The 21,841-nt window shown below is 58.3% G+C and carries 18 protein-coding genes; 10 read left to right on the top strand and 8 right to left on the bottom strand.

All coding sequences use genetic code 11. From position 1 onward, the window contains the following. The first annotated feature begins 12 nt into the window (after window positions 1-12). From mtnN to ACOTZC_RS08485, 3 genes are read left to right on the top strand one after another with little or no spacing between them, the layout of a single operon-like run. Window positions 13-711 carry a 5'-methylthioadenosine/S-adenosylhomocysteine nucleosidase gene (gene mtnN, locus ACOTZC_RS08495; protein ID WP_047173306.1) on the top strand — a complete coding sequence of 233 codons (699 nt, stop codon included), beginning with the start codon at window positions 13-15 and terminating at the stop codon, window positions 709-711. Further along, window positions 704-1,504, top strand: a complete 801-nt coding sequence (gene btuF, locus ACOTZC_RS08490) for a vitamin B12 ABC transporter substrate-binding protein BtuF (RefSeq protein WP_023310448.1) — start codon at window positions 704-706, stop codon at window positions 1,502-1,504. The genes mtnN and btuF overlap by 8 nt, the downstream gene beginning before the upstream one ends. A gap of 27 nt (window positions 1,505-1,531) precedes the next feature. Next, a complete protein-coding gene (locus tag ACOTZC_RS08485; RefSeq protein WP_023310447.1) occupies window positions 1,532-2,155 on the top strand; it encodes a TRIC cation channel family protein in 624 nt (207 codons plus the stop codon). A 93-nt stretch (window positions 2,156-2,248) separates the two neighbouring features. On the opposite strand, the gene erpA is transcribed toward ACOTZC_RS08485, so the two are convergent. Together erpA and clcA are read right to left on the bottom strand one after the other, a co-directional pair. Further along, the gene (erpA, locus tag ACOTZC_RS08480; protein WP_023310446.1) at window positions 2,249-2,596 is read right to left on the bottom strand and encodes an iron-sulfur cluster insertion protein ErpA; all 348 of its coding nucleotides are present in this window, start codon (window positions 2,594-2,596) and stop codon (window positions 2,249-2,251) included. Window positions 2,597-2,675: 79 nt separating this feature from the next. Beyond that, window positions 2,676-4,076: a H(+)/Cl(-) exchange transporter ClcA gene (gene clcA / locus ACOTZC_RS08475; RefSeq protein WP_163354433.1), complete on the bottom strand. Its 1,401-nt coding sequence runs from the start codon at window positions 4,074-4,076 to the stop codon at window positions 2,676-2,678. A gap of 177 nt (window positions 4,077-4,253) precedes the next feature. Between clcA and hemL the strand changes: the two genes are divergently transcribed. Continuing rightward, on the top strand, window positions 4,254-5,534 hold the full coding sequence (gene hemL, locus ACOTZC_RS08470) for a glutamate-1-semialdehyde 2,1-aminomutase (RefSeq protein WP_023310444.1): 1,281 nt from the start codon (window positions 4,254-4,256) through the stop codon (window positions 5,532-5,534). A gap of 93 nt (window positions 5,535-5,627) precedes the next feature. Here the strand turns inward: hemL and fhuB are convergent, their stop codons facing one another. The 6 genes from fhuB to hrpB all read right to left on the bottom strand — a co-directional run bounded on the left by fhuB (window position 5,628) and on the right by hrpB (window position 16,930). Next, window positions 5,628-7,610: a Fe(3+)-hydroxamate ABC transporter permease FhuB gene (gene fhuB, locus ACOTZC_RS08465; RefSeq protein ID WP_248169350.1), complete on the bottom strand. Its 1,983-nt coding sequence runs from the start codon at window positions 7,608-7,610 to the stop codon at window positions 5,628-5,630. Continuing rightward, entirely contained in the window at window positions 7,607-8,497 is an 891-nt protein-coding gene (gene fhuD / locus ACOTZC_RS08460) for a Fe(3+)-hydroxamate ABC transporter substrate-binding protein FhuD (RefSeq protein ID WP_023310442.1), read from the bottom strand. The genes fhuB and fhuD overlap by 4 nt, the downstream gene beginning before the upstream one ends. Continuing rightward, window positions 8,497-9,294: a Fe3+-hydroxamate ABC transporter ATP-binding protein FhuC gene (gene fhuC / locus ACOTZC_RS08455; protein WP_033144663.1), complete on the bottom strand. Its 798-nt coding sequence runs from the start codon at window positions 9,292-9,294 to the stop codon at window positions 8,497-8,499. The genes fhuD and fhuC overlap by 1 nt, the downstream gene beginning before the upstream one ends. 50 nt (window positions 9,295-9,344) lie before the next feature. Then, window positions 9,345-11,594 (bottom strand): ferrichrome porin FhuA, encoded by a 2,250-nt coding sequence (gene fhuA / locus ACOTZC_RS08450; RefSeq protein ID WP_239631937.1) that lies wholly within the window; start codon window positions 11,592-11,594, stop codon window positions 9,345-9,347. Between the two features lie 236 nt (window positions 11,595-11,830). Next, on the bottom strand, window positions 11,831-14,356 hold the full coding sequence (gene mrcB / locus ACOTZC_RS08445; protein ID WP_023310439.1) for a bifunctional glycosyl transferase/transpeptidase: 2,526 nt from the start codon (window positions 14,354-14,356) through the stop codon (window positions 11,831-11,833). 144 nt (window positions 14,357-14,500) lie between these two features. Continuing rightward, entirely contained in the window at window positions 14,501-16,930 is a 2,430-nt protein-coding gene (gene hrpB, locus ACOTZC_RS08440; RefSeq protein WP_126303554.1) for an ATP-dependent helicase HrpB, read from the bottom strand. A 73-nt stretch (window positions 16,931-17,003) separates the two neighbouring features. Here hrpB and thpR point away from each other — a divergent pair, with 73 nt between their 5' ends. The 6 genes from thpR (at window position 17,004) to folK (ending at window position 21,750) form a co-directional block, all read left to right on the top strand. Further along, window positions 17,004-17,558 carry an RNA 2',3'-cyclic phosphodiesterase gene (gene thpR / locus ACOTZC_RS08435; RefSeq protein ID WP_126303555.1) on the top strand — a complete coding sequence of 185 codons (555 nt, stop codon included), beginning with the start codon at window positions 17,004-17,006 and terminating at the stop codon, window positions 17,556-17,558. Beyond that, the gene (sfsA, locus tag ACOTZC_RS08430; RefSeq protein ID WP_045401080.1) at window positions 17,548-18,252 is read left to right on the top strand and encodes a DNA/RNA nuclease SfsA; all 705 of its coding nucleotides are present in this window, start codon (window positions 17,548-17,550) and stop codon (window positions 18,250-18,252) included. Before thpR ends, sfsA begins: the two co-directional genes overlap by 11 nt. A 176-nt stretch (window positions 18,253-18,428) precedes the next feature. Further along, complete coding sequence (gene dksA, locus ACOTZC_RS08425; RefSeq protein ID WP_001155232.1) at window positions 18,429-18,884, top strand: RNA polymerase-binding protein DksA; 456 nt, start codon at window positions 18,429-18,431, stop codon at window positions 18,882-18,884. A gap of 59 nt (window positions 18,885-18,943) precedes the next feature. Continuing rightward, window positions 18,944-19,834: a tRNA glutamyl-Q(34) synthetase GluQRS gene (gene gluQRS / locus ACOTZC_RS08420; RefSeq protein ID WP_023310435.1), complete on the top strand. Its 891-nt coding sequence runs from the start codon at window positions 18,944-18,946 to the stop codon at window positions 19,832-19,834. A 42-nt stretch (window positions 19,835-19,876) separates the two neighbouring features. Next, window positions 19,877-21,274: a polynucleotide adenylyltransferase PcnB gene (gene pcnB, locus ACOTZC_RS08415; protein ID WP_072162357.1), complete on the top strand. Its 1,398-nt coding sequence runs from the start codon at window positions 19,877-19,879 to the stop codon at window positions 21,272-21,274. Further along, window positions 21,271-21,750: a 2-amino-4-hydroxy-6-hydroxymethyldihydropteridine diphosphokinase gene (gene folK, locus ACOTZC_RS08410; protein WP_126303557.1), complete on the top strand. Its 480-nt coding sequence runs from the start codon at window positions 21,271-21,273 to the stop codon at window positions 21,748-21,750. Before pcnB ends, folK begins: the two co-directional genes overlap by 4 nt. Window positions 21,751-21,841: the final 91 nt, after the last annotated feature.

The raw sequence follows: 21,841 nt of genomic DNA, 5'->3' as shown, positions 1-21,841 counted from the left end.
GCGAGTAAATCTATGAAAATCGGCATTATTGGTGCAATGGAAGAAGAAGTTACGCTGCTGCGTGACAAAATTGAGAACCGTCAGACCCTCTCTCTGGGAGGTTGTGAGATCTACACCGGCCAGCTGAACGGTGTTGAGGTGGCTCTGCTGAAATCAGGCATCGGTAAAGTGGCTGCTGCGCTGGGTGCAACCCTGCTGCTTGAGCGCTGCAAGCCGGACGTGATCGTGAATACCGGCTCTGCGGGCGGCCTGGCGCCGACGCTGAAAGTGGGCGATATCGTTGTCTCCGACGAAGCGCGTTACCACGATGCCGACGTCACCGCGTTCGGTTACGAGTACGGACAGCTCCCGGGCTGCCCTGCTGGTTTTAAAGCTGACGACAAGCTGATTGCGGCGGCAGAGACCTGCATCGCAGAACTCAACCTCAACGCGGTACGCGGTCTGATTGTCAGCGGTGATGCCTTCATCAACGGCTCCGTTGGGCTGGCGAAAATTCGTCATAACTTCCCTCAGGCGGTTGCCGTTGAGATGGAAGCGACCGCGATCGCTCATGTCTGCCATAACTTCAGCGTACCCTTCGTGGTGGTTCGCGCCATCTCTGACGTGGCAGACCAGCAGTCCCACATCAGCTTCGACGAGTTCCTGACCGTTGCGGCAAAACAGTCCACCGTGATGGTGGAGCGCCTGGTGCAGAATCTGGCACGTGGCTAAACATACCGTCAGGGCGCTGGCCGCCCTGCTTCTTCTCGCACCGCTGTGGCTCTATGCGTTACCGCGCGTGATTACTCTCTCTCCCGCAAATACTGAACTGGCGTTTGCCGCCGGGATCACGCCCGTTGGCGTGAGTAGCTATTCGGATTACCCACCGCAGGCCGCGGGTATTGAACAGGTGGCAACCTGGCAGGGGATGAACCTTGAGCGCATCGTGGCGCTTAAACCGGATCTCGTGCTGGCCTGGCGCGGCGGCAACGCCGAGCGGCAGGTCAACCAGCTCACCTCGCTTGGCATAAAGGTCATGTGGATTGATGCCGTCAGCATTGAGCAGGTCGCTCAGGCGCTACGCGCCCTGGCACCCTATAGCCCTACGCCTAAAAAAGCCGAGGCTGCGGCGAAACAGATGCTGAGCGCCTACGCCGCGCTGAAATCCCGATACGATACCCCTGTTAAAAAGCGCATCTTCCTGCAGTTTGGCAGCCAGCCGCTTTTCACCACCGGAAAAGGGTCGATTCAGAACCAGGTGCTGGAAGTCTGCGGCGGTGAAAACATCTTTGCTGCCAGCCGGGTACCCTGGCCGCAGGTGAGCCGCGAGCAGGTTCTGGCGCGCCAGCCGCAGGCCATCGTCGTGGTCGGAAATGCGAGCGAGATTCCTAAAATTGAACAATTCTGGCAAAGGCAGCTAAAAATTCCGGTGATCCCGCTCAACAGCGACTGGTTTGAACGCGCCAGCCCGCGTATTATCCTCGCCGCAAAACAGCTCTGTGCCGCGCTGGCAGAGAGTCACTAACATAAGACCCTTTTCGAGGATTTAACGATGCTCGTTTATTGGCTGGATATTCTTGGCACAGCCGTTTTTGCTATCTCCGGCGTCCTGCTCGCTGGAAAACTACGCATGGATCCGTTTGGCGTGCTGGTGCTCGGCGTGGTGACCGCCGTGGGAGGCGGGACAATCCGCGATATGGCGCTGGCGAATGGGCCGGTGTTTTGGGTGAAAGATCCTACCGATCTGGTGGTCGCGATGGTCACCTGCCTGTTAACCATTGTGCTGGTTCGCCAGCCCCGCCGCTTACCCAAGTGGATATTGCCGGTACTGGATGCCGTGGGTCTGGCCGTGTTTGTCGGTATTGGCGTCAACAAGGCGTTTAATGCGGGTACCGGTCCGATGGTGGCGATCTGCATGGGCGTATTAACCGGCGTGGGCGGTGGGATCATTCGCGACATTCTGGCGCGTGAAGTGCCGATGATCCTGCGTACTGAAATTTACGCAACGGCCTGCATTGTGGGCGGGATTGTTCACGCTACCGCGTACTACACCTTTGCCCTCCCGCTGGAAAATGCCGCGATGCTGGGGATGGTCGTGACGCTGGTGATACGCTTAGCGGCGATACGCTGGCACCTGAAGCTGCCGACGTTTGCGCTGGATGATAATGGCAGGTAAAAGCAAAACGGTAACCGCAAGGTTACCGTTTTGAGTATTTACGCCCTATCCCTGTGAGAAAGGGACGGAGTAACGGCATCAGCCCGCACTCTCTTAGATGCTGAACGAAGATCCACACCCGCAGGTGCTTGTCGCATTCGGGTTAGTGACCACAAAGCGCGAACCTTCCAGACCCTCGGTGTAATCCACCGAACCACCCACCAGATATTGCAGGCTCATCGGGTCAACCACCAGCGCGACGCCCTGTTTCTCGATAGTCATATCGCCATCGTTAACCTGATCGTCAAAGGTAAAACCATACTGGAAGCCGCTGCAGCCGCCACCGGTAATATAGACACGCAGTTTCAGATCCGGATTGTCTTCGTCGGCAATCAGGACTTTCACTTTGTTGGCTGCTGCTTCGGTAAATTCGAGCGGTACAGCTACTACGTCATCACTCATCTTATGCTCCCATGAATACTGCTATTGGGTAAAATTCACCCAATTCTTTGTCTCATTATCTAATACCCTGGTAATTCATTCAAGTATTCTGCGTGGCGGCCCGTTCAGCCTCTTGTTTCGCCAGGGTACGCGCGAGGATGGTGGAGTATAGCGGTTTTCCACCCAGGAACTGGGCTAATAGTGTCGCGCCGAGACAGGTAATGATCATTGGCAAAATGAGCTGGTAATTGTCCGTCATCTCCAGCACCAGCACGATCCCGGTCAAGGGCGCACGCAGGGACGCGGCCAGCAGCGCCCCCATTCCGGCCACCGCAAAGGTCCCGGCTTCAAGGTGATAGGCGGGAAAACCCACTTCAGCCGCCATACCAAATGCGGTCCCGAGCAGCGTACCCAGCGCCAGCATCGGGGCAAAAATCCCGCCGGGCGCGCCGGAAGAGAAGCACAGTATTGTCGTGATAACCCGGGAAATAAACATAAACAGCAGCAGACCCACGCTGAAATTCCCCGCCGCCGCAATGGGAATCAGCCCGAACCCGCCGCCTGCGGCATTCGGCTCGATAAACCCGAGTACGCCGCACATGCCGCCCAGCAGACCACCCATCAGCACCCATTTCGTGGTGTTCCCGCCGTGAATGCGCTGGAACATATCCTGAGCGCGCAGGATAAAGGTGTTAAACAGCGGCCCCACCACGCCAAAAATCATGCCGAGGATCAGGTAAAGCCACAGGGTATTAACCGGCGCGTTGGTGAGTTTACCCACCTCAATGACCGCGCCCTCGCCATTAAAGATGCGAAACACGATGCTCGACATAATGACGCCGGTAAACACCGCTTTAATCGAGATCAGGTTGTAGCGGAACTGCGCGCGCATCTCTTCAATAATAAACAAAATGCCCGCCAGCGGCGCGTTAAACGCGGCGGAAAGCCCCGCCGCCGCGCCGGTTGCCAGCAGCGTATGGCGCGCTTCGGCGCTTCGCATCCGAAACAGATCGCCCACCATGCGGCCGACGTTCCCCCCCAGCTGTACCGTGGGTCCTTCCCGTCCAAGCACCATTCCCGCGCCCAGAGTCCCCATGCCGCCGATGAACTTAACCGGAATCACCCGCCACCAGCGCACCGGACGCAGCTCCTCGAGCGCGCCCTCAATTTCCGGGATGCCCGATCCCCCCGCTTCCGGCGCGAATTTACGCACCAGAAAATACCCCACCATGGCAAACAGCGCGGACAGCCCGAATGCCCACATCCAGACCAGCCATTCGCTGTCGGCGAAACCGGCCACGGTGCCCACTCGCCAGTTGAGTACGGCATTAACCGCTTTTTCAAACGCTACGCCAACCAGGCCCGCGAGAGTGCCCACCACGGCAGCGGCCAGTAGGATCGCCAGCGGTGTTTTATCGCGATTGAGCAGCCGCCGAATGCTGATTCGGTGCTGGGCGCGCGTAAACTGTTGTTCTTCAAAAGACGGAGAATCTGATTTCATGTCCTGTTCTTATTTGTCACACAAAAAGCCGCGAGGATTTTACCAGAGACGGCCCCACCGTCTCCTGAAAATTACTTAACAAATCTTAAAGCATTGCCCGGCTAAAAATTTCATAACCTTCCCCGAATCACATAGAATAGTGGGCTTAACCATTTTATTCGAACCAGGAACGACGACATGAGCAAGTCTGAAAACCTCTACAGTGCAGCCCGCGAGCTTATTCCGGGTGGCGTGAACTCACCTGTGCGCGCCTTCACCGGCGTGGGCGGTACGCCGCTGTTTATCGAACGTGCTGACGGCGCGTATCTGTATGATGTCGATGGCAAAGCCTATATCGATTATGTAGGTTCCTGGGGACCGATGGTGCTGGGTCACAACCACCCTGCCATTCGTAACGCGGTGATTGAAGCCGCCCAGCGCGGCCTGAGCTTCGGTGCGCCAACCGAAATGGAAGTGAAAATGGCGGAGCTGGTGACCGAGCTGGTGCCTACCATGGACATGGTGCGTATGGTGAACTCCGGTACCGAAGCCACCATGAGCGCCATCCGCCTGGCGCGCGGTTTTACCGGTCGCGATAAAATCATCAAGTTCGAAGGCTGCTACCACGGTCATGCGGACTGCCTGCTGGTGAAAGCCGGTTCCGGCGCGCTGACGCTCGGCCAGCCGAACTCGCCTGGCGTACCGGCAGATTTCGCGAAGCACACCCTGACCTGCACCTACAACGATCTTGCTACCGTTCGCGCGGCGTTTGAGCAGTATCCGCAGGAGATCGCCTGCATCATCGTTGAGCCGGTTGCCGGCAACATGAACTGCATCCCACCGCAGCCTGACTTCCTGCCGGGACTGCGTGCCCTGTGCGACGAGTTCGGCGCGTTGCTGATCATCGATGAAGTCATGACCGGCTTCCGCGTCGCGCTGGCGGGTGCCCAGTCTTACTACGACGTCGTGCCGGACCTGACCTGCCTCGGCAAAATCATCGGCGGCGGCATGCCGGTCGGCGCTTTCGGTGGTCGTAAGGACGTGATGGAAGCCCTGGCGCCAACCGGTCCGGTTTACCAGGCGGGCACGCTCTCCGGTAACCCCATCGCCATGGCGGCGGGCTTTGCCTGCCTGACCGAAGTGGCACAGCCGGGTATTCACGAAACCCTGACCGACCTGACCACGCAGCTGGCAAACGGTCTGCTGGAAGCCGCAGAAGAGGCCGGTATCCCTCTGGTGGTCAACCATGTGGGCGGCATGTTCGGGATTTTCTTCACCGATGCGAAAACCGTGACCTGCTATCAGGACGTGGTGAAGTGCGACGTTGAACGCTTCAAGCGCTTCTTCCACCTGATGCTGGAAGAAGGCGTGTACCTGGCGCCGTCCGCGTTCGAAGCGGGCTTTATGTCCGTGGCGCACAGCGAAGAAGATATCAATAACACCATCGACGCGGCGCGCAAGGTGTTTGCGAAGCTGTAAGATGTGCGGCTTGATGCCCTCACCCCAACCCTCTCCCACGGGGAGAGGGAGCAAACACTAAAACGGCAATCTAAGGATTGCCGTTTACTTTTATTACCGGCTCTGCTTTCTCAACAGATAAATAAAGTACGGCGCACCGATAAAGGTCGACAATAGACCCGCCGGGATCTGATACGGGAACAGCACCATTCTTCCGCACCAGTCCGCAAACACCAGCATCATCCCGCCCGTCAGTGCCGACATCACAATATGCGGCATCGTCCGGCGGAACCCCATCATTCTGGCAATGTGCGGGGCCATTAATCCGACAAAACTCAGCGGTCCAATCGTCAGGGTTGCCACAGCCGTCAGGCACGCCGCCAGCAGCAGCAGGGCCACGCGCGCTGGCGTCAGCGCCATTCCCACCGCGCGCGCGGTTTCGCCGCCGAGCGGCAGAATGGTCATCCAGCGGCGGCACAGCGGCACCATCGCCAGCAGCACGAGCATTGCGATCCCGGACCAGAAGACCTGGCTGCCGGTGGCGTTGTAGGTAGAGCCGGAAATCCAGGTCAGGATCTTCGCCATACGCGGATCGCCGCTGGCCTGCAGCATCATCAGCAGCATGGTAAATGCGGTGCTGAGCGCCATCCCGGCCAACAGCATGCGGTGCGGCGAAAATCCGCCGCGACCGGCAGCAATCAGGATAATCATCAGCGTGACTGCCGCGCCGATACTGCCGGCAGGCATCAGCCAGCCAAACGCATTCCCCGGCACAAAGAACAGCATCAGCACCACGCCAAAGGCGGCGCCAGAGCTGATCCCGAGCACTTCCGGGCTTGCCATCGGGTTGCCGGTCAGACGCTGAATAATGCACCCCGCCACCGCCAGCATTACCCCTGCGATCAGCGCAGCGAAGATACGCGGCCAGCGCCACTGCACCAGTTCATTGAGTAAATCCCCCGTCGCCCAGTGCCAGCCCACGGCATCGCGTCCAAATGAGAGCGCCGCAAACGAAGCGATAATCAGCACAGCCAGACCGGCAAGGCTAAACCACAGCACCGACCGACGTTCAGCGTAAACTTTATCGCCGGCGTCCATCGCCGGTGCGCTCATGCTGCGCAGGCGCGGGAGCAGCCACAGCAGCAGCGGCGCCCCGATAAGCGCGGTCACCGAGCCGGTGGACACTTCCCTCCAGACCTGCGCCAGCCAGAGAACAAGCTGATCGGAAAGCCAGAGGATCAGGGCCCCAATCAGCGGCGCCAGCATCAGACGCGCCAGCAGGCGACGCGCCCCGAGCATTTTCGCCAGCAGCGGCGCAAACAGGCCGATAAACCCGATGATGCCGACCGCGTTGACCAGCAGGGCGCTTAATACAATCGCCAGCGTCAGCGCCGCCAGACGAGCCAGCGACAGCGCCAGCCCCAGGTTACGCGCCACGCCATCATCCAGCCCCATGAGCGTCAGAGGGCGCAGGAGCAGCAGCGTCAGCACGACGCTGCCAGCCAGCTGCGGCCACAGGTGCAGGACAACGCTCCAGTCGGTTTGGGTGAGCGTGCCAGTACTCCACAGGAACATGCTTTGCAGCCGATCGTGATGGAACAGCACCAGCAGCTGGTTAATCGCCCCGCAGTACAGGCTCACCACCAGCCCGGCCAGAATAAGCGTTACAGGAGAAAGGCGCTTGCCCCAGGCCACGCCAAAGACCAGCGCGCCCACCACGCACGCCCCCGCGAGTGCCGCAAACTGCGAGGTTAACGCTCCCGGCAGCGCCCACAGCGTGGTGATGGTGATCCCAAGCTGCGCGCCGGTCGCGACGCCGAGCGTGGTTGGCTCTGCCAGCGGGTTACGTAAAACCTGCTGGAACAGCACGCCCACCAGCCCTAAGCCGGCCCCGACCAAAAGGGAGATCGCCAGACGCGGCAGCAGGCTGTAGTGGAACAGCATCTGCTGAATATTGTCGATATCCGGCGAGGCCAGAGCGGCCCCCCACTGCGCGCGTGGTAAGGCCGCGGAGAGGTTGAATCCGGTTAATACCAGCGCAACCAGAAAAAGCAGGGATAACAGCAGCGCCGGGAAGCGGGCGATACGCGTACTCATGCTTTACCTCCCAGGGCGTTATCCAGCACGCGGGCAAAATGCATGGCCGACAGCGTCGCACCGTAGAACCAGACCGCCGGGACGCGCTGGAAGCGCTTCTCGCGTACAAACGGCATCGCCTGCCAGAGCGGGGTCGCCATCAGGGTTTGCATGTCGCGTTCGTTCCCGTGGTCGAAACAGAGCACGTCCACATCGCGAAACGCCGCCAGACGATCGATACCCACGGCGGTACTGCCCCAGAAGGTCATCTCCCCTTCCCAGGCATTGCGAATGCCGAAGCTGTCCAGCACCTCCTGGAACAGACAGTTTTTACCGAAGACCAGCATATGGCGGGCATCCAGCAGCGTCACCATCAGCAGCGGACGATCGCCCCGGTGAGCAAAGCGCGGCTTCAGGGAGTCGATCAGGGCATCAAATTCGTCGAGATGCTTTTTGGCCTCCGCTTCGCGGTTGAGGAAATGCGCCATCTCGTTAATCGAGTTTTTCGCCACGGCCAGCGGTTTTTTACCGTCGCTGAAAGCAAATCCACGTCCTGGCGCAATGCGCGCCATAGTCTCCTCTGACGGGCCGTAGCCCGCTGACCAGAACAGGAACGAGGGTTTCATCTGGGTGAGCAGCTCAAGGTTTGGCTCCGTTCGCAGACCGACGTCGATTACCGAGTCCGGCAGCTTTGGCTCGTTCACCCAGAGGTTATAGTTAGGAATGTCCGCCACGCCATAGGGCGTGACGCCGAGCGCCATCATCAGTTCGACCGGCAGCCACTCCAGGGCCACAATACGGTGCGGATCGACGGCGGCGGCACGCGCCGTATTCATTTTTAACAGCAGCGGCGAGAGCGCCATCGCCGTCAGCAGGCGACGGCGGCTAATGCGTGTGTTATTCAGCATCAGTAGACAAAGCTCACCGGTGCAGCCCCGGCCGGGTGAGGCAGAATACCCATCGGAATACCGTAAATATGTTCCAGCGTTTCGCTGCGCATCAGCTCGGCCGGTGTCCCCTGGGCAATCATCTCGCCCCCGCGCAACGCGACGAGGTAGTCACAATAGCGCGCGGCCATGTTGATATCGTGCAGGACCGCAATGACCGTCAGGCCACGCTGCTGGCTCAGGCGATGCACCAGCGCCAGGACGTCGACCTGATGGGCGATATCCAGCGCAGAGGTCGGTTCATCCAACAGCAGACAGCGGCTGTCCTGCGCCACCAGCATCGCGATCCACGCGCGCTGACGTTCGCCGCCGGACAGGCTATCCACCAGACGGTGCGCCAGCGGTTTTAGCCCGACCAGCGCAATCGCCTCTTCCACCTTCTCTCTGTCGGCGACGCCGAAGCGCCCAAGCGCACCGTGCCACGGATAACGCCCAATCGCCACCAGCTCACGCACCGTCATCCCTTCCGCCTGCGGCAGCTGCTGCGGCAGATAGGCCACTTTGCGGGCAAAGGCTTTACTGCTCCAGCTCTCCAGCGGTTGGTCATCCAGCAGAATATCGCCTTCTGAAGGCGGCTGATGGCGCCCCAGCATCTTGAGCAGCGTGGATTTACCGGAACCGTTGTGACCAATCAGTCCCGTCACTTTACCGGCCGGAAACGTCAGAGAGAGCGGATGCAGCAGCGTGCGCCCGGGTACGCGAAAGGAGAGATGGTTGAGCGTAAAGGTGGTGTCGGGTTGCGTTTGAATGTCCTGCATATCAGCCAACTTAAATAAAAAGGGCACGGCGAACCGTGCCCGAAGAGAGATTAGAAGCGGAAGGTCGCGGTGGCAACAACCTGACGTTCAGCACCCCAGAAGCAGCCGTAGGTATTGAAGCAGCTGGCAACGTACTCACGATCGAACAGGTTGTTCACGTGCAGCGCCACGTTTGAGCCAGCCAGTCCAACGCGTGCCAGATCGTATCTGACCAGCGCATCGACAACGGTGTAGCTGCCCACCTTGAAGGAGTTCGCCGGATCGCCATAGCTTGAGCCCGTGTAACGCACGCCGGTACCCAGCGTCAGACCAGACAGCGCACCGTCAAACAGGGTGTAATCGCCCCACAACGATGCCATGTGTTTTGGCACCTGAGCAGGCGTGTTGCCTTTGTAGGTGGTGTCCGTGGTGTATTCCGCATCGGTGTAGGTATAAGACCCCACCAGGTTGACGCTCGCAGACAGGGCCGCTTTCGCTTCCAGTTCTACGCCACGCGCGCGGATTTCACCGCCCTGAACCGAGAAGAAGGAGCCCGCCGGGTCCGCCATCAGGTTGTTGGTTTTGGTCAGCTGGTACAACGCGCCGGTGACGACGATCGGACGATCGTTCGGCACGTATTTCACGCCCGCTTCGTACTGTTTGCCTTTAGACGGCGAGAACAGCTTGCCCTGGGCATCGGTCTGCGAAGCCGGTTCAAACGATTCGCTGTAGCTAAAGTACGGAGTTACGCCGTTATCAAACAGATAGTTAACGCCACCGCGCCAGGTGAACTGGGTATCATCACGTTTGGAGGTGGTGTTCGTCACGCGGTTGTAGGATTCCTGATCGGCCCAGTCATAACGGCCGCCCAGGGTTACCAGCACTTTATCCCACTGCGCCTGATCCTGAACGTACAGCCCCGTCTGTTTCTGACGGTTGAGGATCTGATATGGACCGGAGGTCGCGGGATCTTTTGAGCCGAAATCAAAATCGCTGTTCACCGGATTGTAGAGATCCAGCAGCGGAACAGAGTCGTCGTAACCGAACCAGGAGTTGATGTCATTTCGCATGCGCATAAAGTCAACGCCGGTCAGCAGGACGTGGTCCACCTCGCCGGTTGAGAATTTGCTCTGCAGCTGGGTATCAACGGTAAAGTTCTGCAGCTTTTCGTTATCGACAACGTATTTACGCGCCAGATAATGGCCTTTGTCCGATGGCGCTAGCGCGGCACACTGTTTGTTGCCGCTGTTTGCCGGGTCGGTACAGACGCCATAACCGTATACGCTGTTTTGCGAGGTTTTGTTCTCGGCAAAGCGCAGGTTCTGACGCACGGTAAAGGTATCGTTGAACTCGTGGTCGAAGCTGTATCCCACCATTTTCTGGTTACGGGAATAGGTATTGTTCTTCGCGCCTTCGTTGAAGTTCGTCGGCAGACGATCGCCGTTCGGCAGCGGCTCAACCGTTCCCTCTTTTGGCAGCCAGCCGTAGTAGCCCGTTTCAGGCTCGTTCTGGAAGTAGGAGAGGAACGTGAAGGTGGTTTTATCATCCGGACGCCAGGAGAACGATGGCGCGATGGCGTAACGCTGCTCTTCCGCACGCTCCTGCTGGGCGTTATTAGAACGCGCAACGCCCGTTAAGCGATAAGAGTAAACGCCGTCGTCGTCGATCGCATCGCTAAAGTCAAACCCGGTCTGGAACAGGCTATCCGTGCCGACTTTGAACTGGATCTCTTTCAGCGGCTCGGTTGTTGGGCGCTTACTGACCATGTTCAGCAAGCCGCCCGGGCTGCTTTTGCCGTACAGAACGGAAACCGGACCGCGCATGATCTCGGCGCGCTCCAGCATATAAGGATCAATCACCGCGTCGTTATAGAAGTTCCCCTGCATTTTCATGCCGTCGAGGTAGTTATTCTGCGTCTGACCATCGGCCGCGAAGCCGCGAATGATCAAATAGTCATAGGTGTTAGACGCGCCGCGCGTGCCTACCGCAACGCCCGGCGTATAGCTCAGGGCTTCTTTCACCGAGCGCGGCTGATGCAGCGCCATCTCTTCGGCCGTGACCACAGAAATAGACTGCGGAACCTTTTGAATAGGGGTATCCGTTTTGGTTCCGGTCGCGGATTGCCGTGCGGCGATGGTCGCAGCAGGCCCCCAGGCACTTTCCTGTGCCGCAGGTGCTGCGGTTACCGTAATGGTTTCTTCTTTTTTCGGGGTTTCGGCCGCGTGAGCATAAGCAGACATGCCGGCAACCGCTGTGGCGACGACGACCGCGAGCTTACGCAGCGACGTGTTCATTGGCTGAGCAGTATTGGAAAGCGCCATGTTGAATCTCTGATGTGAAAGTGAATGATAACGTAAACGAGAATTATTATTATGAGCACCAGAATAATATGCGAAACGCTGGTTGCATAGCAAGCAGTAAGCGGCCCTATGAGAATTAAGGGTTTAAGAAATCATCAAGCGAAAACGAAGGGTTAATCAGAGTTAAAGCAAGGGTTAACGAAATGAGGTTTACGGGTAAAAAAAAGCCCCCTTCCAGGGAAGAGGGCTTTAAAAGGTTAGTTACCGCCGAACATGTCTTTAATCCAGCCCGCGACACCGTCGCTGTCTTTCTTCTCATTCTGCTGCTGCGGCTGTTGCTGCTGCGGCTGCTGTGGTTGAGAAGACTGGTCGAACGGGTTACCCGTTGGCTGTTCTGGCTGGCTTTGCTGGCACAGCGAGTCCGGGTTTGCGGTCCAGACAGGCAGCGTACGCATTCCACCGCCGCAGACGAAGTTACCGGAGCTGTCCACGCCCATATCGACTATATCTTCCGGCGCGACCAGATTCAGCGGCACAGGAGACTGATTCGCCAGATAGCGCTGGTAAATCGACATCGCCCCGCTCGCGCCGTACAGCTTGGTCGGCTGGTTGTTGTCGCGGCCTACCCAGGTGATCACCACTTCACGGCCATCAATTCCGGCAAACCAGGTATCGACGTTGTTGTTGGTGGTCCCGGTTTTACCCGCCAGATGCAGACCCGGATACTTCGCGCCAAGCTGACGCCCGGTACCGCGCTGCACAACCTGCTGCATCGTCCACAGCGTCATATAGGCGGCCTGAGCAGGAACGGCACGCTCCGCCTGTGGGAAGCTCTGATACAGCACGGAGCCATCTTCGGCAATCACTGAGCGCAGGGCAGACAGCGGCGCACGGTTGCCCCCGCTGGCAATGGTCTGGAACGCCTGCGCCACTTCGATCGGCGTCAGGTTAAGCGCGCCGAGGATCATCGCCGGCACCGGGTGCAGCTGATCTTTCGACACGCCCAGTTTTTGCCAGGTATCGACAATTGCCGGCAGTCCCAGCGACATGCCCAGGTTCACCGTTGGCACGTTCATGGAACGGGTCAACGCATCCACCAGCATGACCTGGCCGCTGAACTGTTTATCATCGTTCTGCGGTGACCAGACCTGACCGTTAGGCTGGCGCAGGGAGATCGGCGCATCCGCAATCCAGGTATTCAGGCGATACTGATTTGGCTGGCTCAGGGCTGTGAGGTAGGTTGCCGGTTTTGCCAGAGAGCCGATTGAGCGACGCGCCTGCATGGCGCGGTTGTAGCCTGCAAACTGCGGCTCGGCACCGCCCACCATGGCGCGAACTTCACCGGAGTTACGGTCAACCACCACCATCGCGGTTTCCAGATCGCTCAGCTTGCGCTGTTTCTTCAGCGCCGGAATGCCCTCAACGGCCGCTTTTTCGGCCGCATCCTGTGCCACGGAGTCAAAGGTGGTGAAGATCTTCACGCCGGAGAGATCTTTGACCTTATCACCGAGCTTGCTTTGCAGCTCCTGACGCACCAGCTGCATAAACGCAGGCTGAGGCGAAATCACGCCACCGCGCGGCTGAACGCCTAGCGGACGCGCGCTCAGCATGTCGTACAGCTCCTGGTCAATCACCTGCTGCTGTTGCAGCAGACGCAGAACGAGGTTACGACGCTCCAGCGCCAGTTTCGGGTTACGCCACGGGTTATAGATGGACGCCCCTTTCACCATGCCCACCAGCAGCGCCTGCTGGTCCAGGCTCAGCTCTTCTACCGGACGGCCAAAGTAGTACAGGCTCGCCAGAGGGAAGCCGCGGATTTCGTTATCGCCGCTCTGACCGAGGTACACCTCGTTCATGTACAGCTCAAGGATACGATCCTTGCTGTAGCGCGCATCCATCAGCACGGCCATGTAGGCTTCGTTCGCTTTACGCCAGTAAGAGCGTTCGCTGGAGAGGAACAGGTTTTTCACCAGCTGCTGGGTCAGCGTACTCGCTCCCTGCACGGTACGACCGGCAGTCAGGTTAGCCAGCACCGCACGACCAATCGAGTAGAGGCTAATGCCATCGTGCTCGTAGAAGTGACGGTCTTCGGTTGCCAGCAGGGTATCAACCAGCAGATCCGGGAAGCCGTTACGCGCCACGAACAGGCGCTGCTCGCCGTTTGCTGACGAAAGCATGGTGATCAGACGCGGATCGAGGCGGAAGAAACCGAACTGACGGTTGTTATCCATGTTCTCGATGGTGTCCAGACGATCGCCGTCAAAGGTCAGACGCGCGCGCACCTGCCCCTCTTTGCTGTCCGGGAAATCAAACGGGCGACGGATCATCTCAATGCTGTTGGACTGCACGGTAAATTCGCCAGGACGGGTCATTTTAGACACCTGACGATACTGGGTGGCTTCCAGCAGTTTGACCATCTCGTTCTTGGTGATGGACATATCTGGCTCAAGGTTCACCATACGGCCATACACTGCCGCAGGTAGCTGCCAGACTTTACCGTCGATACGGCTGCGGATCTTCTGATCCAGATACACGCCGTAAATCGCCATCAGCACGACAAAAACAATAAATAGCTTCAGCAGCAGCCAGAACCAGCCGCGTTTGCCCCGAGGCTTACGCCCTTTGCCTTTTCCATTACGCGGCATCGGTTCTTCATCCTCATAATCGTCTTCATAGTCATCGTCATAGTCCTCATCTCTGAGGCGACGACGGCTTACCTTTTCTTTCGCCGGACGCGTTGGTTTTCCCTTACGTCCTATTGGCTCGCGGTCATTCCCCGCCATGCTTTTTCTCCGCAACTTTCAGGCGCACAGGCCAGATTTTCTTTTCTTTCACAGGCCTGTGAAAGAAGAAATCTCTCAAAATTTGTTTTCTCCCTCTCCCCGTGGGAGAGGGCCGGGGTGAGGGCATCAGGCCGCACTCCCCTTTTACGAATATTTCTTCGTTCGCCGCGTCGGCGCCGTATTCGCCGGATCGTCCGGCCAGACATGTTTGGGATATCGCCCCTTCATCTCTTTCTGCACTTCACGGTAGCTTCCCGCCCAGAACGCCCCCAGATCTCGGGTGATTTGTAATGGACGATGCGCAGGCGACAGTAGCTCAAGCACTAACGGCACACGCCCTTCCGCAATGGACGGCGTGGTGGCTTCACCAAACATCTCCTGCATCCGAACCGCCAGCGCCGGCGGATTATCCTCATGATAACGGATGGCAATCCTGCTTCCGGTCGGCACAGTGTAATGCCCTGGCAGTTCACTATCCAGACGTTGACGTAATGACCAGTCCAGTAAATTCTGTAACGCGGTCTTAACATCAAGCGCCTTAAGGGCTCGCAGAGTGTGTACGCCGCTCATTTGCGGCAGTAGCCAGCGCTCAAGCGTAGCGAGCAGCGTCTCGTCATCCACCGCAGGCCAACCGTATTCCGGTAGCCACTTCGTGGCACAGTGCAGACGAATGCGGTACTGCTCCGCTTCCGGCGTCCAGTTCAGGGCGCTCAGCCCTTTTTCCCGAATTCCGTTCAGCATCGCCTGGTGAAGCTCGTCTTCCGACGGCTTCGCCAGCGGCTTCGTTCCTAACGTCAGCTTGCCAATCTGGCTGCGACGAAAGGCCTTCAGCGTGCCCTGGGCGTCATCCCATTCCACGGTATCAGATTGCTGAAGCAGCTGCGGACAGGCACGCGTCAGGGCGTCAATCTCTACGGCAATCGCCTGCAGGATACGCGCATCCGGAGAATGGCTGCCCTGCAGCAGCAGCGGGGCGATCAGCCATTCGTGACGCGTCAGCGCATCATCGCTGTCCAGCATCGCCCCCATGCCGTTTGCCAGCTGGTAGCGACCGTCCAGCCCGCGCCGACGCGCGATCCTGTCCGGGAATGCCTGGGCCAGCAGGAAGGCAATCTTATCGCTGTCAGGCACTCCTCCCCGGCTATTCAGGCGTTTGCACAACTGCTGCGCACGCTGCTGCCAGTTCCCCTGGCTGCGCGAAAACGCCTGCCCCAGATCGCTGCTGCCACCGCGAGGCGGCTCCTCAAGAATAGCCGCCAGTTTTGCCGCCGTGGCAATTTCATCATCCCCTTGCGCGGCCACCAGCATCGCGGCCAGACGCGGATCGTTGCCCAGCGCCGCCATTTTCTGGCCGCGCGCCGTCAGACGCTCGCCTTCCAGCGCGCCGAGCTGAGTCAGCAGGATGCGCGCAGCGGTGAGGTTTACGACAGGAGGAGGATTAAGCCAGGTGAGCTGCTCAGGGTTCGGGCAGCCCCACTGGAGCAGATCCATCACCAGACCAGACAAATCGCTTTGTAAAATTTCCGGCGTGCTTTGCTGTGCGGCGCGTTCAGCCTGTTCCGCGCTGGTCAAATGCAGGCATATGCCCGGCTCAAGACGCCCCGCGCGGCCCGCGCGCTGCACCATCGACGCCTGGCTGATGCGCTGCGTCAGGAGTTTAGTCAGCCCGGTACGCGGATCAAAGCTTGCCACCCTCTCCTGCGCGCTATCCACCACCAGGCGAATCCCTTCAATGGTCAAACTGGTCTCAGCAATGTTGGTTGCCAGCACCACCTTGCGCTGCCCCGCCGGGGCCGGAAGGATGGCTTTACGCTGATCCTGTAGCGACAACGCGCCGTAGAGCGGGCAAAGCAGCACGTCGCCGCCTACGCGGGTAGAAAGCTGCTCCTGCACGCGCTGGATTTCGCCCACGCCGGGCAAAAACAGCAGCAGGGAACCCGCTTCCTGGCGCAGCAGCTCAGCGGTGGCAATGGCGACGGCCTCGTCTAAACGCTGATGGGAGGGAAGCGGCTGATAGCGGCGTTCAACCGGAAACGCCCGCCCTTCCGAGCTGATGACCGGCGCATCGGGTAATGCCTGTCGTAGCCGCTCGTTATCCAGCGTGGCCGACATAATAAGCAGCCGGAGATCGTCGCGCAGCCCCTGCTGCACGTCCAGCAACAGCGCGAGGGCCAGATCCGCCTGCAGGCTGCGCTCGTGGAATTCATCGAGGATCACCAGCCCGACGCCGGTCAGCTCAGGATCGTTTTGCAGCATGCGGGTGAGAATACCCTCGGTGACCACTTCAAGACGCGTGGTCGGGCCAACGCAGGTCTCGGCACGCATCCTGTAACCTACCGTTTCGCCCGGTTTTTCATTCAGCAGTTCCGCCAGACGCTGCGCCACGTTGCGCGCGGCCAGCCTGCGCGGCTCCAGCAGGATAATTTTCCCGCTGATGTTTCCGTCTTTCAGAATCTGCAGCGGCAGCCAGGTGGACTTGCCCGCGCCCGTAGGAGCATTCAGCAAAACCTGCGGGGCATGGTGTAAGGCAGCGAGAAGCTCAGGAAGAATGACGGCGACCGGCAATGAGGACACTAACAGCTCCAGAGGGTTAACATTAGTCGGCGTACATTGTAGCATCGGCGCATATCATTACCGAGTCCTCCGTATGCCTGAGTCGAAACGGCTGTTTTTTGCCATTGAATTGCCCACCACCATACAGCGTCAAATTGTTCGCTGGCGTGCCGATTGCTTTCCGCCGGAAGCAGGCCGCCCTGTCGCTGCGGCCAACCTGCACCTGACGCTGGCCTTTTTGGGCGACGTCAGTGCCGAAAAACAGCGGGCGTTAGCCGCAATGGCCGGGCGTATTGCCCAGCCGGAATTTACGCTGCACCTCGACGACGCGGGCCAGTGGCCGCGTTCGCGCGTGGTGTGGCTGGGAACGCGCCAGCCGCCGCGCGGATTATTGCAGCTGGCGAGTATGCTGCGCGCCCAGGCGGCGCGCAGCGGCTGTTATCAGAGCCCACAGCCGTTTCATCCACATATCACGCTGCTGCGCGATGCCGGTCAGGCCGTTGCCATCCCGCCGCCGGGTTTTCACTGGGCCTTTCCGGTCAACGCATTCGCGCTTTACGAATCCGTCTTTGCACAGGGACGCACCCGCTATACGCCGCTACAGCGCTGGACGCTGGGCAACACCGAAAGGAATTCCGATGAAGTTTAGTCCTCCCCTGCAGCACGCCACGCTTATCCAACGCTACAAACGCTTCCTCGCCGACGTGATTACCCCCGAAGGGGTTCAGCTCACCCTGCACTGCCCCAATACCGGCGCCATGACGGGGTGCGCGACGCCGGGTGACAGAGTCTGGTATTCCACATCAGAAAATAGTAAACGCAAATATGCCCATACCTGGGAAGTGACCGAAACGCAAAACGGGGCATTTATTTGCGTCAATACCCAGCGCGCAAATCAGCTGGTTAAGGAAGCGCTGACCCTTGGCACCATTCCCGAACTGGTGGGATATGGCACGCATAAAAGTGAAGTGAAATATGGCGATGAAGGCAGCAGAATTGACTTCATGTTACAGGCGGAAGACAGGCCCGAGTGCTATATTGAAGTAAAATCAGTGACGTTAGCGGAACAGGAAAATGGCTACTTCCCGGATGCGGTAACGCTACGTGGCCAGAAGCATCTGCGAGAGCTAATGAGTGTTGCGGCGGCGGGCAAACGCGCCGTATTGCTGTTTGCGGTGTTGCATTCAGCCATTGAACGTTTCTCCCCTGCCCGCCATATTGATCCTAAATACGCGCAATTGTTGAATGAGGCACAAAAGCAGGGGGTAGAGGTTTTCGCTTATAAAGCGGAACTTTCTGCCGATAATATGACTCTGAGATCCTCTCTTCCCATTGTCTTATAAGGGATTAGACGATTGTCGAATAAGTGTTCTGGCCGCGTGCGCAAATACGCTTTTCCTCACAGGCTTGTCAAGTGTTACGTTTAGATAATTGCCATACGGAAAAGCATCTGCTATTTATAGCGACCTGATTTTTCCCCCAACACGGGGATCGATAGTGCGTGTTAAGGAGAAGCAACATGCAAGAAGGGCAAAACCGTAAAACATCGTCCCTGAGTATTCTCGCCATCGCTGGGGTGGAGCCGTATCAAGAGAAGCCGGGCGAAGAGTATATGAACGAAGCCCAGCTGTCGCACTTCAAGCGTATTCTTGAAGCATGGCGTAATCAACTCAGGGATGAAGTCGATCGCACCGTTACTCATATGCAGGATGAAGCTGCTAACTTCCCGGATCCGGTAGACCGTGCCGCTCAGGAAGAAGAGTTCAGCCTCGAACTGCGTAACCGTGACCGCGAACGCAAACTGATCAAAAAGATCGAGAAAACGCTGAAAAAAGTCGAAGACGAAGATTTTGGCTACTGTGAATCCTGCGGTGTTGAAATCGGTATTCGTCGCCTGGAAGCGCGTCCAACCGCCGATCTGTGCATCGACTGTAAAACGCTGGCCGAAATCCGCGAAAAACAGATGGCCGGTTAATACCAGCGCTGTTTACACACTCTAAAGGCGGGAGTCTCTCCCGCCTTGTTACTGTTGATATGTCTGAATCACACTATATTGGGCGCTTCGCGCCATCTCCTTCCGGTGAATTACACTTCGGCTCATTAATTGCCGCGCTCGGCAGCTACCTGCAGGCTCGCGCCCGCCTGGGAAAATGGCTTGTCCGCATTGAAGATATTGACCCCCCGCGTGAAGTTCCCGGTGCTGCAGAGACGATTCTGCGTCAGCTGGAACATTACGGTCTTCACTGGGATGACGAGGTGCTCTGGCAGTCAAAACGTCACGATGCCTATCGGGAACGTCTGGCCTGGCTTCGCGATAGGGGACTTTCCTATAACTGCACCTGCACCCGCGCGCGTATCCAGAGCGTGGGTGGCGTCTATGACGGCCACTGCCGCACGCTTAATCTTCCCCCGGAAAATGCCGCCGTACGTATAAAGCAGCGCTCCCCGGTGACGCGCTTTACCGATCTCCTCTCCGGTGAGGTTCATGCCGATGAACGCCTGGCGCGTGAGGATTTTATTATTCACCGCCGTGACGGCCTGTTTGCCTATAACCTGGCGGTGGTCGTCGACGATCGTTTTCAGGGCGTGACGGAAATTGTGCGCGGGGCGGATCTGGTCGAACCGACGGTGCGACAAATATCGCTGTATCACCAGTTTGGCTGGACGGCACCGGACTACATTCATCTGCCGCTGGCGGTCAATGCGCAGGGCTTTAAATTGTCAAAGCAGAACCACGCCCCGGCCCTGCCAGACGGCGATCCGCGTCCTGTTTTGATCGACGCGCTGCGATTTCTCAACCAGAATGTAACCAACGAATGGCAGGATCTGCGTATTGACGAACTGCTGAAAATGGCCGTTGCCAACTGGACGCTCGCGGCAGTGCCAAAAATCCAGCATTCTCAAATGCGTTGCGCTGAGCTATGATTAGCCGCTTTTTTCATAACAAAACACACTACGAGGTGTACCATTTTTACCCGAGTCGCTAATTTTTGCCGTAAAGTGCTAAGCCGCGAAGAGAGCATGGCGAACGATGCTATTGCACAGCCACACATGTCGGTTATTCCGCGTGAGCAGCACACTATTTCCCGCAAAGATATCAGTGAAAATGCCCTCAAGGTGCTCTATCGTCTGAATAAAGCGGGCTACGAGGCCTATCTCGTGGGCGGTGGAGTACGTGATTTACTGCTGGGCAAAAAACCAAAAGATTTCGACGTGACGACCAGCGCCACGCCTGAGCAGGTGCGCAAATTATTCCGCAACTGCCGTCTCGTTGGCCGCCGTTTCCGTCTGGCTCACGTGATGTTTGGGCCGGAAATTATCGAAGTGGCGACCTTCCGCGGCCACCACGAAGCCGGCGCATCCGATCGCACCACGTCACAGCGCGGCCAGAACGGCATGCTGCTGCGTGACAATATCTTCGGCTCTATCGAAGAAGATGCCCAGCGTCGCGACTTCACCATCAACAGCCTTTATTACAGCGTGGCGGATTTCACCGTGCGTGATTACGTCGGCGGCATGCAGGACCTGAAAGAAGGTCTGATCCGTTTGATTGGCACGCCGGAAACGCGCTATCGCGAAGATCCCGTGCGTATGCTGCGCGCCGTGCGTTTCGCCGCCAAGCTCAATATGCGCATCAGCCCGGAAACGGCAGAGCCGATTCCGCGCCTGGCGACGCTGATTAACGACGTGCCGCCTGCTCGCCTGTTTGAAGAGGCGCTGAAGCTGCTGCAGGCCGGCCACGGCTTTGAAACCTACAATCTGCTGCGCGAATACAACCTTTTCCAGCCGCTGTTCCCGACCATTACCCGCTACTTCACCGAAAGCGGTGACAGCCCAATGGAGCGGATGATTGCGCAGGTGCTGAAAAATACCGATACCCGTATTCGCAACGACATGCGCGTCAATCCGGCGTTCCTGTTTGCGGCGATGTTCTGGTATCCGCTGCTCGAAACGGCCCAGCGAATTACCCAGGAGAGCGGGCTTGCCTACTATGATGCCTTCGCGCTGGCCGCAAACGACGTGCTGGACGAAGGGTGCCGTACGCTCGCTATTCCAAAACGCATTACCACGCTGGTGCGCGATATCTGGCAGCTTCAGCTGCGCATGTCCCGTCGTCAGGGCAAACGCGCCTGGAAGCTGATGGAGCATCCAAAATTCCGCGCCGCCTTCGATCTGCTGTCGCTGCGTGCTGAAATTGAACGCAACCAGGAGCTGCAGCGCCTGGCGCAGTGGTGGGCTGAATTCCAGGTTTCCGCACCGCCGGAGCAAAAAGATATGCTAACCGGGCTGGATGAAGAGCCGGAACCGCGTCGCCGCCATCGTCGTCCGCGCAAACGCGCGCCGCGTCGTGAAGGGACAGCATGACCCTCGCGTATATCGCCATCGGCAGCAATTTAGCCTCTCCGCTGGAGCAGGTGAACGCTGCCGTACAGGCGCTGGGGGAGATCCCGCAAAGCAAGATCGTGGCGGTCTCCTCTTTCTACCGTACCCCGCCGCTGGGTCCGCAGGATCAGCCTGATTATCTCAATGCCGCCGTGGTGCTGGAAACCGCTCTGAATGCCGAAACGCTGCTGGATAACACCCAGCGTATCGAACTGCAGCAGGGCCGCGTACGCAAAGCCGAGCGCTGGGGACCGCGCACGCTGGACCTCGACATTATGCTGTTTGGTCACGAGACCATTAGCACTGAACGTCTCACCGTTCCGCATTACGACATGAAAAATCGCGGGTTTATGCTCTGGCCGCTGTTTGAAGTCGCCCCCGATCTCATCTTCCCGGATGGCATCCCACTCAGGACCATTATGGACAACCTCAACGCGGAAAGACCCGCCCGCTGGTGATCCGGTTCCCCTGCCGATTAACCTCAAAATAATTGTGGCTAATCGGTTACCTAAAATCATTGTTCCCCCGAATGTTACTGTTAGAATGCGC

It is taken from the genome of Enterobacter cloacae complex sp. SHL009, assembly GCF_049237205.1.
Classification (GTDB): Bacteria; Pseudomonadota; Gammaproteobacteria; order Enterobacterales; family Enterobacteriaceae; genus Enterobacter; species Enterobacter cloacae_M.
This window is presented reverse-complemented; position numbering and strand designations above follow the sequence as displayed.